Below are 16,190 nucleotides of genomic sequence, written 5' to 3' on the forward strand. Positions count from 1 at the left end.
CGCTATGCTATGGTTGGTGTATCTAACGATCCATTTCTATTTCACTCCTTGTTTTTGTGGGCAGTGTTTTTTCAGGAGTGAAGGAGCCAGATTTTTCTAATGCTTGTTGACTTTTGTTGTAAGCTGCGACTAATTGATTTAAGTCTCTTTTATTGTCAATGGTTGCAGCATTGTCTCTAATGGAAATGATTTGGCTGCCGCTTAACTTCATGGACTTTATTTGTACAAAATCGGCAATTGTTTTTGGTAGTTCAATTGGCTTATCAACGATTGAGGAAATGGCTCCTATATCCTTTCTCATTAGTTGCTTTTGGATTTCTGCAATCCCTTTGCTTAAATGAATATCGTTCCAGTCTGTTTTTGCTTTTCCCTGCAACCCATCGGGAAATACTGCTCTGGCACTTAAGTTATCTTGTTTAAAGGCATTAATTGTTTTTTCGATGGCTTGTTGTGATTTAGCGAACTCTCCATCATTATCTCCTGCAATAACAACTTCTTTTGAATGGAATTTTTTGATGATTGGGCTTAAGTTCTTCATGTTTGAAACGCCAAAGGAGCATAAAACTGTGGCTTTGCTGTCCGCGAGAGCGATGGAAGCACCTGTTTCAAAACCTTCGGCGATATAAAGGCGGGATCCTTGCATTCCTTTTTGAATAACGCCACAACTGCCGTCTATGATTCCTTTGGATAGCTTTGGGTTGTCCATGAATTTATTTTTACTGGCTGTTTGCTTGTCCAGATAAATTCGTTGAACGCCTGTTAGTTCATTTTTTTCATTTCTTGCAGCAATGATTAATGCTGGGATTTTATTAACTTTATCTTCCAATAATCCTTGTTCATTGCAGTTTTTCCATTGAGATCCAGTGGGCCAGAAACGTATATCCATTTTATCAATGGATTCTATGCCCCGATGTTGTTTTAAATATTTTTCGGCCAATGTTCCCTTTGCAAGAATAGAACCATCCCAGATACTTTTTGCAGAAATTACTTTGTTCTTCTTTTCAAGGTCATTTAATTTTTGTAATTCATTTTTACTGGAAATGGGGGCTTTTATGAATATGGAAAGGTTTTCTAATTGATTTATGCCTACCATGGACGCAGCTTGAGAGAGTGCTTCTTTAAAGGACAGCTTATCTCTAGCAATAATCGCTTGAATCGGCGCGCCTCCTATTCCGTCACTGAAATCATGCCATAAGCCTTTGTCCTTGCCTTTCAAGCTTACAATTAAGCCACCAGAATAACGTAACTCTCTGGAGTTTTGTGTTTTTGGCTCACCCCAGATTGTTTTATAGGTAGTTTCTGGGTCGGCCATCAGAGCTTCATTAATAATTCTGGCATCCAAAAATTGTGCAGATTGTTGGATTTTTTGTAAGACCGGATTGGTTGATTGCAATGATTTTTGGGTGATCGTTTCTGGCTTAAAATCGTAGTTATTTTCTAATTCCTTATTAATTGTATTTACAGATGACACATTCAATGGATATTCTTGCAAAGCTAATTGATAACCGCTGCCCTTTTCAATTTGCTTCATATGACTGGAAAGAGATAACCAGTTCTTTTTCCAGGCTGATATTTCTTTTGCAGAATTAGAGTTTGTGACGCTAGGGAACTGCATTGATAGTGTGTGTACGACTTCATTTAGCTCCTTAATTTCACGCAATTTTATTTGGTGGTTGCTAGCCTGGGCTAACAGCTTTTCTTTGTTGCCTTTTTCATAGGATAAAATTGAATCAAGGTACTTTGAGCCTTTTAATTGATGAGCCAATGCATCACGTTTTGATGACTGACTGATTGCTGCTGATATCAGCTTGTTATTTTGTACATTGCCATCAGCTTTATTAAGGTGCGCCTGCTGCCAAAGCCTGTAAGTTTGCATACTGGCTTTTTTGTAAGTCAGGAAACATTGATAGTCTTTTTTCTCAGGTGAAGAAATATTAGATAATCGTTCCTTTCTGTCGGTAACTCGTAGATATTTACTAAGGGTTTTAGATTCAATATTTGCTTCTTTAATAAAGGGATAATGGCCAGTGATATCATTTTTAATCTCATTAATTACTGCAAGACGTGTTTTGAAATTAGACTTACTTGCCGTAAATTGCTTGATGTTTTCCCGATACTGCTGTTTTTCTGTTTGTACTGCTAACTTTGCCAAATCCAGCTTGAAATAAGAGGCTATTTCAGGCATGGCTTTGTTTTGCATCAATTCGTGAGCTAACTCATTGCGGCGGGTGAGTAACTCAATAGATTTTGGATTACTACTCTTCCCTTCACTGTTTCCCGCTTCTTTTAAACTTGCTGACCAATTTTCTCTAAGCTCAAGCTGTAATGCTTTATAGGCTTTGATGTTATCGAACGCCAATCTTCCCTCAGCACTTAATCCATTTCGAAACAATTTATCGCTATGCAAACGCGCATCTTTATGTATGGATTGCCATAATGATTCAGGCTTTTGATTCAATTCTTTTGCATGGGTTAAAACAAAAGAATGTGATAACTTGGATTCTCTTTTAATTTGGACTGCAAGCCTTTCTTTCTCTTCGCCTTGTGCGTTTAAATAAAGCGAAATATTGGTACGTATTAAGTCCCTTGTTGCCTGCTTGCCAAGTGATTCCAGGCGCATCTGTGCTTTTTTAAATTCCTTGCCATATTCATGCTGTGGCAATCCAATTCGGTTTAGTTCTCCGATGGAAAAATGCTGCAAATAAGGTTTATAACGCTCCAGATCCCTACTAATTACAAAAGCTACTGCATTGCGTTTAGCGGACTGTTGTTGCAGAGCTTGTTTATTCTGATTTGAAATTCCATTATCCAACGATTGGGCATTGATATGCTGACTTCGTTTAAGGATTTGTTGGTTTAAAAACACGTACTGCCTGACAGTAGAAAAATCCTGCCTTTCTGATTTGGGTAGTGAATGTAATAACTTCGAGGTTTGGAAACGCAGGGCTTCACGCCGATAGGTACTAACACCAAAACCCAAGCGTTCTTTGGCAAGGCGATACAATTTGGGATCATTCACAATGGCAAATGCTAATTTTGCCGCTTTTCGATCTTCCCCTTGTTGTTTGCATTGAACATAGGTTTCTACTGTCTGTTCCAAGCCCTTCCAGTCCTGTTCTTTCGATAATTTTTTTTCAATGGCATTTTGTAAGACTATGCTGTTTTTGTGCTCTTTAAAACGTGCTTCATGAGCTTTCAGAGTATCTGAATCAACCATATCCATTGAGGAGTACTTGTCACTGTTATTGGTGGTAATGGCTTTAACCAGATGATCTTTATCGTCCGTGACTACTATCATTTCCCAAATACCACGGGTTGTTTCCACGTAATAGTTTTGGATGGTTGATGCAAATCGGTTTTGGCTTTCAATAAGGCCAAGACCTCTTTTTTTATCTTTTCCCTGGGTAGCATAGGTCGTGAGTACATAGCCATGATCAAGATGTCGTAGTTCTTTTGCTCCGTGAGGTAAGTGTAGGGTTTGATTGTCTTCCGTTATGATTGTTATTCCCTCATTGTTGATTTGTCTGATGGTTGCCAATTCAGAGTTGCGAATACCATTGTGTTCAGAATTACGTTTCCATTGAATTTGATCACCGGCCATTAGACTCAATTGTTCTCGCCGATATACTTCAACAGGCCGTTCCAAATCTTTGTTTTCAGTTCTAAATTCAGGTAGTGAGGACAATTTAAATTTTATGGCTTGACCATTTTCATGCTTAAGAATCAGTGTATTATTATGCTTGTTTTTGTTAGTGACCTGCCCAACAGTTAAATAATCTCCTGCTTTGATGTTATACCGCTGAATAGTATGATTAAAACGAATGATATCGTTTTGACTATAATAAGCTGCATTTCTGAGCTTAATTCCAGTTAAATTGCGTTCTTTTAATATGGGTTGCAGATGCTCTTGTCCGGTTAGTGTCCCTTCTTGAATTAAAGCGTTTCGTAAAATCTGAGTTATATCCTGGCGATTTCTGTGCGTTGGGGCAAAGCATAGTGTGTTTTGGCGTTCTTCTGGTGTTAATGACAACCATTTACTTGAAATATAATCAACCCGTTTTAAATAAGTATCAAGCGTTTCCACATGAGTTAACTTATCAACGGCATCATAGATTTCACCTCTACCAGCATGAATTGCTGATTCCCTTAATTCTGAGTCTTTCTGGCGAAGATTATCCGTCATGGCAACGGTTTTAATCCCATAATCTTGAATGACAGAGAATAATTTCCCGCTGGATGGGGAAGGAAGCTGGGCTTTATCGCCAATGATCTTTAACTGGGTATTAAACTGTTCTGCCAGTTTGATGATTTTATGTCCTTGTGGATTAGATAACATAGAGGCTTCGTCCACCACAAATATGGTTTTACTTAAGTCCTGTTTCTGATTTTGCAATCTCCCTAACTCTCTTGCAAAGGTAGAAGCATTTAACCCTCCTTTATGGCGCAGTTCATTGGCGGCTGCCGAGCCTGCGGTAATACCACGAATTTCATAGCCCTGAAGAGATGCTAATTCACGAGTCAAACGTAGCATCGTGGTTTTACCAGTTCCTGCATACCCTTGAATGGCAATAAATCGGTCTGTTGAGGTTAGGAAGGTTGTCATAGCTTTTTTCTGTGAAGGGGATAAAGCAAATGCCATCTCCTGTTCTTTTGCTTTTATAAACTCACTGACTTTTTGTTTCGAACAAATAGCAGAAACAGCACCTTTACCATTTTCAATACGCTGGATGGCCTCGCTCTCAAGTGTTAGTTGCCAGGGCGTTGTCAATAAAGGCTTTTGTGTGAAGGGGTGTCTTGCCGTATACAGGTTTTGATTTGCAATGTTTTCATCAATGGCTTTATTAATTAAGGTTTCATCGATTATCTTATTGCTGGCGATTACATATTTTAGCGCTTCTTTTTTAAGTTCCCTTTCCTCAAACACCGCATGCTGTTGACTGATTGATTCAATGGCCACATACACAGACTCTCTGGCATGAGTCATTTCGATGTTATCCTTACCATAAAAGCGCTCAACAATGTTTTCCTTTAAAGTTTGAAAGAGATTTTTCTGAGGCTTATACGATGAAGCCACTAGTTGATGTGGATCAAAGCCCATTTCCTGGCATTCTTTGATGATGTCTTCTTTCCATTTCTCATAATCAATGATTTCTTTATCCAATTTTGTTTTTTGAGCCGCAATCGAGGATGCTTTAGCACCACTCCAGCCTTTTTCGTCAAGTAATGCTTCGATGGATTCCCTTCTTTTTGAAAAATGAGTTAATACCTGCTCAGGTGCACCCTGGATTTCCCACAAACCATCACCATCAGATGCCAGCTGATAGCCAAGTTCTTTGGTTAAATTCGCTAATTTGTTACGAAATTTAAGCCCGCCATAGATATGGTGCTTCATGATTTGTTCAACCACGCCTTTTTGACCATCCATGTCACTGGCAAGCGAGCGCCACTTCCCATCTGGGCAGTGGGTCATATTTTGAACTACAAGGTGCGTATGTGAATTAGGATCATTGGCACGAGAGCTTGGTTGACGAAATGCTGCAATGACTAAATTTCTGGTATCAATATATTCAATTTTGCCGTCAACAAGTTGCCTGGCTTGTGCAAACTCCTTTTCCATTTCTTCAACGAACCATTCTACGGCCTTATCAAACACCTCTCCAAGCCTTGGATCAGCACCACTTTCAAGTAAAATTGAAAAAGACTTTGGGGCAGTAAGGGTCATATCAAAACCGGGGCGATGATGAATACCATCCTTATCGATTCGACCGAGTTGAGTACCATCAGGTAATATGCCTTTCAGAAGGGCAATCATCTGTTCTTTTTCTACTGCTTGCCCGTGGATCCCAAGAATTTTCGCTCCATCTCCTAACCAACGAACACTTTTAGAATCGTTTTCATAATAATTGACGACATCTAGATAGTAGGCTGCGGCTCCATCGGCACTGTCTAATGGCTGAAGACTTAACATGCTTACCCCCCAATTTGTTCTTATAAAAACTCAACAAGCTCTTTTTCTTCCTCAAGCTTTTTTTCTCTTGCAATTGGTTTTGTGATATCTTTTTTTGTTGAAGTTGCAGCCTCTAAAGCATCATCATGGGATGCGGCAAGGATGGGATCGCTGTAGGTGTCCACCAATTGCTCTACTTTTTGACGAAGTGGATCAGGATCAATGTCTCGTGCAATAAATTCTTCATGAATGAGAGGATAATCAACGTAATTAAGCTTTATTTTTGCCGCAGGAAATTCCCCTTTGACGCGCAAATATCCTTGTAGATCATTGATTACCTGAATTTGGGTTGGTAAAACCAATTGTTTTTCTTTAGTTTGACGAGAAACTGAAATCCCATCACGCATGGTGTTTGCCCCATAACTGATGGACTCATTCACCTCTTCAATTTCGTATGTACCAATATTGCGGGAGGCGTGCTCCGCATCAGTATGTTCGGGTAAGCGTAGGAACAATCGAGTCGAACACAGATTTGAAAGGGACGCGGCACCATCGTTACCATAAATGGTACGCAACTGGGATGCACCGTGATGACCTAATAAGAAGCAACCACCAAATTTGCGACTTTCTGATTTAACTGCGGCTAAAAAAGGTAAGGCATGCAAGGTAGCCAGCTCATCCAAAATAAACCAAACACGGCGGTTATCATCAGGCGCTAAACTTAAGAGTTCTTTGGTAGCAGTATTAATCCAGGCCGAAATTAGTGGTCTGATGGTTGGGTGTTTGCGCCCATCAGAACTGACAAACAAACAGGAATTATTCTGCTCATTCAAAATCCAGTCGCGAATCGAAAAGATGTCCCCATCATCTTTCAAATACAGTAAGGATTTTAAATAAGTAGCCATTACGGTTTTCACATTTAAAGCAGTCTTTTGTACTTTATCGGATACCAGAGATTCTGATTCAGTATGACGCAGTAAATGATGAATTCGACCTAAGTCTGCTGTGAGCAAATATTGCAATAACATCAGATTGGAGCGTTTAGGATCATTTTTTAGCTCATTGGCAGTCGAGACGAAAATCATACGCGCGGCTTTAATCCAAAAGGGATCCATGGTGTTATTGATGGGCATCGGCATGATGGCCTCAGCAAGTGCTTCAAGATCTGCTTTGTCTTCGCATTCTGCCCAGACATTCCAGGAATGGCCTCTCGTATCTAAGGGATTTAAAATTACATCTTGATGTTCACGATAAAAACGGGATAAATAAGTTCCTCCTTTATCATAAATAATCGCGCGCTCACCCCTAGCTTGTATTGTCGTCAATAGATCACGAATAGCAACAGTTTTACCAGATCCGGTGGTTCCGACTATTTGTATATGCTGGGTTTCAGAACCAAAGGGCAGAGATACACCACCAATCCGATAAGGAGAAATCCTGCTTGTCTTTTTGATGCACTTTTGTAACGTGTTTTCATCAACTAACTCACTGCCGCGAATGATCTTAGCTTTACTTTGATTTTCCCCTCTTTTTTGCAACCACTTAACCATGACAATTAACATCATGACAGAGGCAAATAGTGCCTCTATCATGCTCTTAAGTAGAGCTTGTTTTAATTGATTAACAATGCCGATGACCATGGGAGCTTTTACAATTTGCGCTGAATACACTGGATAAGATTCACCCGTTGGCATGCGAACCACTTGCTTGGCTTTGCTCTGTATTAAAGTCATTGCCTGGGCTTTAACCCATTGCTGGCCAATATAACGTTGATACGCACTGGTATTAAAATAAAAAGCGATGACTGAGAAAATAAAAAAAACTATCAGCATAGCAAGGCTTACTTTCTTACCTACCTGTGTGAACATGCGGACATTGTGCAAAAAGATTTGACCGCCGCGAATAAATAATTTTGTAGGATTTACCGCCATCATTGACTCCGAATCGATATAAAAAAAGTGAAAATCAGGCTACAATGAATAAAAAGGAGAAAATCCAATGGAGAAGAACTATAAAGGGCAAGTGATGATAAGCTCACTTGATGAATTGTCCCCTGAACAAAGAAAAAAACTGCGTTTGGCATCAATGGGAATCGGTTCTCTTGTTCTTTTAATTGTGGTGTTACTATTTCTTTGTTTTGGTGATTTCCCAAGTAACAAAGACTCCTTATTTTTTTACTGCACCGATTGGCTCTTATTCCTTGTGTCACCTTTAGCGGCTTTTGGGCTTGGTGCCTCTTTTGGCTTTGATTTGATGCTCTCAGATCTAGGCTTTGCATTTTCTTTTGGATCCTACGGTGGTTCATCACTAAACCAGCCGTTTTCCTCACATGAGTCGCCCAATTACCATCGTTCAAACCACTACGGCTCTTCTGTGAGCATAAACCCAAGCTCAGGTCGGCCGATGTCAGGAAGCAGTGGTATGGATACCTCTGGAAACCCTTATGGAACCCGATCCTGGTAAGCATCATTTTACGTCCTTGTTTGCCTGGGCAACGATGACATCCTGCATGACTTGCGACCCGTCTTGCACTATGCCCTCAACATTCTTGGACATCTCTGACTTGGCGCGTGCAAAATCCTTATCAACTGCACTAACCGAATCTTTATTGACGCTTCCTGCATTGATGTTCTTTGCTCGGTCATTGAACGTATTGGTATAATCCCCAAGGGCATGATCAACCCCCGCACTACCTGCAATACGACTTTTAAATCCTTCATTTTTTTGGTGCACTTGACTTTCGTTAATAGGATGATTTTTTTGAAATTGGCTGATTGATTGCGCGGTTTTTTCACCAACAAATTGTCTTGCATAAGACTGAGCTAATTCAGGATCGTGACGAATTAGCCATTCTGCCTGTTGCAACCCAATAGTGCCCTGACTATTAGGTGCACGATGATGTGATAACCAATCAATAAATCCTGTTTGAGCATCAAGATTAATAGATGCTGTTTGTTCGCTGGAAGTAGTTGCTTGTCGGTGATAACTCTCTGATTCGGAAAAACTCGCCACAGCTTCATCTCGATACTGCATAGATTTATCAAAGCCTGCTGAAAAGTTATTAGCCAAGCGTCCACTAAAATCATCAGAAGTGCGGAAATGATCGTCCTTGGTGGCTTGTCTTGCCTCATTCACCACATCTGTAAAATGGTGTTCCTCACTAAAGCGCCGCGCTTCATTCATCAAGCGTGCGTCTTGATGGGATTCTGATTTGTCCCGTTCATGACGCACATTTCCCCCAATCTCAATATTACCCTTTGCCCCAGGTACTGCAGAACCGGTTCCAAAACCAAACGATCCTCCTAAATTAATACTGGCAGCACTTAAAACTTTAGTCGCGTCATCCCGAGAAATATTATGATCGTGAGCAAAGGTATCAATGAGATTGGATATTTTTGATGCCGCCGCATTAAAGCCTGCTGAAGTGGATATTTGGTGTCCCTGCCCACTTTGTTCCCCATGTGATTGCGTTTCACCAAGCTCTGCCAGGCTTCTGAGTGATGCCGCATAGTGCTCTGATGAAGCAATTGATTTATTGAACCCAGCACTTTTAGCACTGTCGGATAATTCAGAAAATGCAGATCGCGTGCTTTCTCCTAATTGAATATTAAGCGGGGTATGCGAGGTCGCAGTTGCCATCGTCAGTGTTTCACTGCCATCACGCGATATTCGCGCAATTGAACCACTATCAAGGCTTGTTTCAATACCACCCAATGATATTCTGGCGTTTTGATCGTTATGAAAAGAACTGCTATTAAACCCATTATGATTAGCAAAACTGGTATTTCCGTAGCTGTAATTTCCCATTTGTGCTTCTTCTGCCGCAGAGGAGGCGGCATTTTGAACAATACCTGTTGGTTGTTGCGTGAGTGATACAAAACTACCCACGTGTCGACTGATTAACATATAACTCAATGTGGTTGTCGCCAAGACTAAGTAGCCTCCCAAGGCAGCCATATTTTCATAGACTTGATTCATGCCTGTTTGGTAGGCCAAAGTAGTCGCCCCTGTTGACACAAAGGACAATGAAAACTGCGCCAAAATAGTCATGATGTAGTTAATAACAGTAAACATCGGTGCCCATAGGGCAAGCCAGACATACAGTGTTGCGTAAAATTGAAAAAAAGAAATGCCGGAGGGAAAGGGGAAAAAAAACAAGACAAAAATAAAACACCCTATAACAATGCAAAATAAAAGACTTTGCAACATGGGCAACCAATAGGCGGACATTAGTCCAATGTTGCTGAGTGCCGCGGGTATTTTATCCTGTGCTCGACTGGCTGAAAAACTGTCTATGGCCGCTTTTGAATTCACACGTGCGCCCATAGAAAACACGCCATCGCGAATGGCGTTGGCCATCATATTTTGCCGAATAAGTGCTGCGGCATCACCTGACATGGCGGTTAAATGATTATAAGCTTGAGGTAAGTATTTTTCGAAATTAGCTAGGGCATCTGAATGATTGCCAAAAGCAAAACCTGCATACTTAGATTTGGCATCTTCAATCACGCCACTCCAGGCACTGTCTAATAAACTAGCGGCTTCCATACACGATTTAAATGAACCATCGTAAATAAACCCACGAGCAACAGAGGCATTGGATTTAACCAATTCCCAAATATCTCTTGCTTGATTAATGTCTTTTAAGCCATATCGTCCATACATCACATCATAGAACACGCATTGCTGCATGAACTTTTGCATGTTTGCATTAAACAACGGATCGGTTATTTTTATATTACTTGCTGATAAAAAGAGCTTCGCACCCATGATCATGCCTGTTTGGCTGTAATCCATATCGTTAGGTGAATGAAAGAAGAATTCAAAAAGCCGGGTTATTTTATCACTTAGCTGACTGCTTAATCCTCCTACAACACCCAAAACTAAGGGCACGTTATCAACCGTTAAATCTGGTCGCAGAGGATCAGTTCTATCGTGGATTTGCAAATTGCAGGTAGGTGTTAGAATAAATGAAATAACAAAAGCATATTTTAAAATAAAGAAGAACATACTGCGCACATCACGTTTTACAATAAATTGGCCAACAGTCCAAACCCCACCAATAATCAGTGCTGTTCTAAAAATCCCAAGTATTCCATCATAGTGAAACATAGCTGCGGTGGCGTTATAAAACGCCTTAAGTAACTCACCACCGGTAATCGTATAAATTTGCATCGTAACAGCCATTTCACTCACCTCATTTGATTAGCCCAACTCAAAGACTGAGTGAGCTCTGATGAAAATTCGCCTACAAGCATTTGCTCGATGGTTTGAGTTTCTTGAATCATCTGCATCGCCATGCTCATTCGCTGATGCGCGCTACCTTCCATTTGAACCAAGTCGCGACGAGCCTGGGTGAGATCAGTTTGAAACTCTTTCATTATTGCTTCTGGATATTGCAGAGCTCCTGCTGCTTGTTTAACGAGTTGCAGGTTTTCATTCAAATATTGAAATAAAATATCGATGGCAATGGCTTCTGAGTAACGTGTAGTGTCAATCACTGCACTGTCCTTCATAAAGGCCATTTGAACGCTGACCATTTTCATCACCGGATATTGTGTGGACTCAATTAATCCTTTAGCGGCCTCACTTTGCTCCACATTGTCTTTAATCTTGCTTGCCATATCCAAAATCAGATCACGAACTTTTGATTCAAGACCATGACTGATATCAATGTTTTTACTGGTTAAGGTGGGTTGTAAGCATTTGACCTTTTCATCACATTGATAGATTTTTACCTCGCCACCGCGTAAAAGAGCGCTGATTAAATTGTTATTACTTACTAAGGAAGACAGGCGTTGGACATGCACCCCTTCTGCATCGCGAGTCAGAATTAAGGTGCCTGATAAGGTCATCATGAGTTGAGCTAATTCGATATCATCTGCAAATAAGCCGTTTTTCTTTAACGCATTCCACGCCACATTGGTATTATCAACTACCTGCTCATTGCTGCTGTTTTCATTAATCACTCTGTCGTAATCATAATTACTGGAGCCTTTACCACAGCCTTGTCGTGCCTCGGCCCAGTCTGAAAAGAGATTTTTGGATTGACCGATGGATTGGCAGGCATGTTGTTGTGCAATACGGGTGCGTGGGGCTAAACCCAGTACGGCACTTTCCGCGGTTGCGCACGAGCTGATATTGGTTTGGTTCACCCAGGTAGCCACGTTTTGTAATTTGGTTGCCACATTACCTAAAAGAGGAGTTGCTTGCTCTAGGGCCAATTGGAAGGCAAGACCTTGTGAGTTGTTCAATATATTCTTGGTAAAATCGACAAATTCTTTACCTTTGATGTGAGAAAACCCACCTAACGTGGCATCTATGCCGCCACAGCCTGCGGACACTTTAGGCCAGCTCAAACGCATGATTTGCAGATTACGTACGCTGCTTCTAGCGTATAAATTACCGCCAGTATAAAAACCAGCACGCTGCGCTTGGTAAGCATGCGGCTCTGTTACATTCGCGCCCATATTAAGAGCTTTAAAATAACCAGTTAAATCCTCACCTATTGATTTGCTGTACACTTGTCCGATGCCAAGTGCACCGATTAACCCACAAGACAGAAGAATTTTTTTCATAAAGGCACCTCTTTGTCATGTATCTGGCTAATTTTTAGTAACCGATTGGTTAGTTCGCCTTCATCAATAGTGCCTTCAGTAACAAGACTCGCCACTTGGCTCTTTGGGTTAATCAAAAAAAGAGAAGGATAAACACTGACTTGAAATACCTTCGTTTGTCCTTCATTCATCACCGCATCAGGAAAGGATGGTAAAAAGCCTCCATCAACAGAAATAGCAACTACGCTAAAGCCATAGTGTTGACTCAAGCGTTTGAGCGTGGGTGCAAAGCGTTGACAATGAGGACAACTCGAACTGAAAAAAAAGAAAAATCCTTGATGTTTGGCAAGGGCATGAAGCGGTGCATTATCAATATCGGCGTATAGGCTTGATGAAAATAACGTTCCTAATATTAGAAAAATAGCTAATTTATTGCGCATTGTAATCTCCCGATTGAAAAGCGTTGCTTGCCATTAAAATGTTTTCCTTCAATTCCGACTGGCTGACTAAGCCATAAGCAACTGGCATGGTTTTTTTAGATACTGGATTAAGAGCAAAAACCGCAGGAATGTGTTTAACACCCATCTGAGTTGCCTGACCGGAATCAACTCGTGAGTTAGGTAACATCGGGGAGATGCGATTGGTCATGGCAATTGGAATAACAGTCATGTGATAACTGTTCGCAAAATCACTCACTACTTGGGCCATGCGCTCGCTAAATGGTTCACCACCTTCATAGAAATACAACAAACCAGATGTTTGACTAATTTGAGTAATCGCCTTTTCCTTTTGCATGCTGTTTTGCTGGTTGTAGATATCACGTGCTGCACTACTGCTCGGATTAATAAGACTTTCATCCTGATCGGGGTTTATTAGCAGATCGAGCATCCATTTCTCAGAAAACAGATTAGCCTGTGCCACAATCAATCGTTGTAATCGTCTTGCACGAGCAATATTTTCAGGAGTTGGATTTAAAATAGCTTGTGCGCGAGCCTGTTGCACTCTATTACCAATCAATTTCCATGTTTTATCAGGATCGGCAGGTTTACTTACATGTGAAGGTGCCACTGACTCGGTTTGTGGTTTATTCTTGACTTCCTCTTTGGGATCCTTATGCCAATACCAACCTTCCTCATGCTCATTAAGATAAGGCTGCTCGGCGTACAAAAAAGGACTCACGCTAACCAACAAAACAAAAAACCATCTAGCCATTGATGTCTCCTTGATTGTAAAATTGATTAAGGCGCTGGCTTATTCCATTGGCAGTCTGTTGGTAATCCGGTTGTTTTTGTTTATTTTTTACCTCCTCATAAAATTCTGAAAAATCAATGGCTTCGAAGTGAATTAATTGCAATTGCTCAGGCGTAATACCCGAGCAATTTGAATATTTATTTTGGCCAAAACCAATATGTAACTGATCACGTCTTCCTTGTACTTGAACCATACGGGCTAATTTAGATTGGAAGACACAGTAAGTCTGGTGATGATCGACACAGACCGAGCCAATAGGGAGTTTTTTGCGTTTAAAACAATATTCACCCGTAGGTACTACCAGTTTGTTTTCTCGAGCTTTTCCCAGTTTTTTCTCAGCATCACTACACTGTGCCAGCTCAAGATCCAGACCCCACCCCTTATCACTGCAACAATTTTTAAAATGGAGCATTGTTGTTGAACATTCAAGCAATTGACCTTTGAAAATAAAATTGGCATTGCCATCAAAGTCTTTTGAGGCATCCGAGGCGGCGGATAAGGTGGACATTGCTTTTTTAAAATCGTCTTCATTGGCTGGGGTTAGTTCATGTTTCGCGCAATTACCATCCAAACAAAAAGCATCCTCGCCACACAACAGTTGGTTGTCAGTACATTGGTTTATCGGGCATTGATACGTTTGCTGATGGGTTGTGCAAAGTCCTGCTTCTTCTTTCACACAAGTTGAAGCAGTCTGCTCACATCCTTGATTAACTAGGTTATCGCACGTATTTTGCTCCTGACTACCACCACAGGTGTAGGATGCTCTCTCTTTCCAGCAAGGGCGGGTCAATGGAACATCGCCAATAATCCGTGTTTGATTGGGCTCAGTGCATGTTAGAGGCTCAGTAATATGACACAACCCCTCTTTTTCTTTGTTTTGCAAATGTTGGCATTGGTCGTCCCAATACTCTTTGCTTTCATAAATTTCTACCGTCATCGAAACGGAGTGAACATAGGGCACTGTGCAGCGACCGAATCGACAATTGCCAACAGACAATGATAGGGTGGGATTGGCGCATGTAGCTGTTTGCTCAACAACCACTAATTTCTTTTCATCAAGGAAACTGACCTTCACCATGGCGCAATTGGCAGGCAATAGAATCGCTGGTGCTGGTGCTAAATCCTTATAAATCGTATAGCAAGGAGTTTTGCCTTGTTGGCAGGTATCCGCTTGTGCCAGATTAACTGAGACTTTAAAAGGGGTATTCCTCATACCTCCTTTTCGCAGGTATAGACTGTAACTTTCTGTTTTGTAGGGGGAAACATCTAACCTTAAGTGTCTTGCACAATGCAATACACCTAATACCTTGCTAGACAGGCATGTTTTTTCCTGCCATGAGTAATGGCATTCTTTGGGTTTTAAAGAGCAGGTGGTTTTATCGGTATTTTGACCATGCATAATCGCATCTCCATTTTCCGCGATTTGATTTAACTTTTGCATTGATTCCGAGGCAGGATTTACTTGATACAAGGGGCGATGATTAAAACTTTCGCCTACTGCCTTTCCTGCATCATTCTGAGCCACGGCAGTTTGCGAATCGGCTTCAAGACCTGTGCTTGCCTGCGTGACGCCACTATAATAATGTTCTTGCGGCAGATTGGCTTGATAGCCAGGAAACTGGCTCAGATCCAGTGCTTTTAATAAATCAATGGATTGATTGGTATGGCTTGTTCCGGTCTGAACGCCTTCTTGATACGCCTGATTCAAATCAAGTGCAAAAACCTGTGAACAAAGGATTAAAAAAACTAAAACGAAGCCTTTCATTAGATTAATTCCCCTCTTAACCGAAGAATCATTTGATCCAACACGGGGTCTTCTGACTGCTCATCTCCCCTCATTTTTTCCAAAGCATAGTCCAGCGATACATCACCATAAAGACTGTCGTAACTCACCGGTTTGCAATCCATATTGGCAGGACAAGCAGGGGTGTCTTTCACATAAACCACTGCAGGAACCATAGCGATATCAAAGGTTTTAAAAAGAATAGGATCAAGCTGCATCCCAATTCCTGTTTTTTTACTGAGCGTTTGAATAGCCGTCATCGTTTCTTTAAACGAATTATGAATTAGTCCCCGAATCACAGGTGTTGCTCCACTTTTTTTACATTGTAAAAGCCAGGCTTTTAGACTTTTTTCTGGCATTGAAAACGATAAGAACACGAGTACCTGACTGACTTTTTTTAAGTGGGTTACAATGGGCTCCTGTGTTTTTATGACTTGATGCATCTCGCCGGTAAATTCTGCAATTTGACCCGATTTTTCTGAAGTCTCAAGAGACTTACTGATTTGCTTTATTTCATTTGTAAAAGCATTGGCGCGATTTTTTGTATTCGCCTCAATAGACGCAATATAGGCTTCATCTTCTGCAAGTGCAGGAAATGACAACAAAAATAATGCAACCAAGAAAGAAGTGTTCATTCGTATTGTTTTCATCA

At 40.9% G+C, this 16,190-nt stretch carries 9 protein-coding genes; 1 reads left to right on the top strand and 8 read right to left on the bottom strand.

Features of this window, described 5'->3' with window-relative positions:
- Nucleotides 1-22: 22 nt before the first annotated feature.
- On the bottom strand, nucleotides 23-5,968 hold the full coding sequence (gene traI / locus GH742_RS03045; protein WP_010947790.1) for a conjugative transfer relaxase/helicase TraI: 5,946 nt from the start codon (nucleotides 5,966-5,968) through the stop codon (nucleotides 23-25).
- Nucleotides 5,969-5,988: 20 nt separating this feature from the next.
- On the bottom strand, nucleotides 5,989-7,881 hold the full coding sequence (gene traD, locus GH742_RS03050) for a type IV conjugative transfer system coupling protein TraD (RefSeq protein ID WP_010947791.1): 1,893 nt from the start codon (nucleotides 7,879-7,881) through the stop codon (nucleotides 5,989-5,991).
- Nucleotides 7,882-7,945: 64 nt separating this feature from the next.
- On the opposite strand from traD, the gene GH742_RS03055 reads away from it, so the two are divergent.
- Entirely contained in the window at nucleotides 7,946-8,410 is a 465-nt protein-coding gene (locus GH742_RS03055) for a hypothetical protein (protein WP_021437030.1), read from the top strand.
- Nucleotides 8,411-8,413: 3 nt separating this feature from the next.
- Here GH742_RS03055 and GH742_RS03060 read toward each other — a convergent pair whose 3' ends face one another.
- The 6 genes from GH742_RS03060 to trbC are packed head-to-tail and all read right to left on the bottom strand — an operon-like array spanning nucleotide 8,414 to nucleotide 16,188.
- Nucleotides 8,414-11,134: a conjugal transfer protein TraG N-terminal domain-containing protein gene (locus GH742_RS03060; protein WP_015444244.1), complete on the bottom strand. Its 2,721-nt coding sequence runs from the start codon at nucleotides 11,132-11,134 to the stop codon at nucleotides 8,414-8,416.
- A 5-nt stretch (nucleotides 11,135-11,139) separates the two neighbouring features.
- Nucleotides 11,140-12,525 (bottom strand): conjugal transfer protein TraH, encoded by a 1,386-nt coding sequence (locus GH742_RS03065; protein ID WP_010947793.1) that lies wholly within the window; start codon nucleotides 12,523-12,525, stop codon nucleotides 11,140-11,142.
- Nucleotides 12,522-12,944 (bottom strand): type-F conjugative transfer system pilin assembly thiol-disulfide isomerase TrbB, encoded by a 423-nt coding sequence (trbB, locus tag GH742_RS03070; RefSeq protein ID WP_010947794.1) that lies wholly within the window; start codon nucleotides 12,942-12,944, stop codon nucleotides 12,522-12,524. The genes GH742_RS03065 and trbB overlap by 4 nt, the downstream gene beginning before the upstream one ends.
- Nucleotides 12,934-13,716 carry a type-F conjugative transfer system pilin assembly protein TraF gene (traF, locus tag GH742_RS03075; RefSeq protein ID WP_010947795.1) on the bottom strand — a complete coding sequence of 261 codons (783 nt, stop codon included), beginning with the start codon at nucleotides 13,714-13,716 and terminating at the stop codon, nucleotides 12,934-12,936. The genes trbB and traF overlap by 11 nt, the downstream gene beginning before the upstream one ends.
- Nucleotides 13,709-15,520, bottom strand: coding sequence for a type-F conjugative transfer system mating-pair stabilization protein TraN (gene traN, locus GH742_RS03080; RefSeq protein ID WP_010947796.1), 1,812 nt, complete (start codon nucleotides 15,518-15,520; stop codon nucleotides 13,709-13,711). The genes traF and traN overlap by 8 nt, the downstream gene beginning before the upstream one ends.
- On the bottom strand, nucleotides 15,520-16,188 hold the full coding sequence (gene trbC, locus GH742_RS03085) for a type-F conjugative transfer system pilin assembly protein TrbC (RefSeq protein WP_015444243.1): 669 nt from the start codon (nucleotides 16,186-16,188) through the stop codon (nucleotides 15,520-15,522). The genes traN and trbC overlap by 1 nt, the downstream gene beginning before the upstream one ends.
- Nucleotides 16,189-16,190 lie beyond the last annotated feature (2 nt).

This window comes from Legionella sp. MW5194 (assembly GCF_016864235.1).
Lineage (GTDB): Bacteria > Pseudomonadota > Gammaproteobacteria > Legionellales > Legionellaceae > Legionella_C.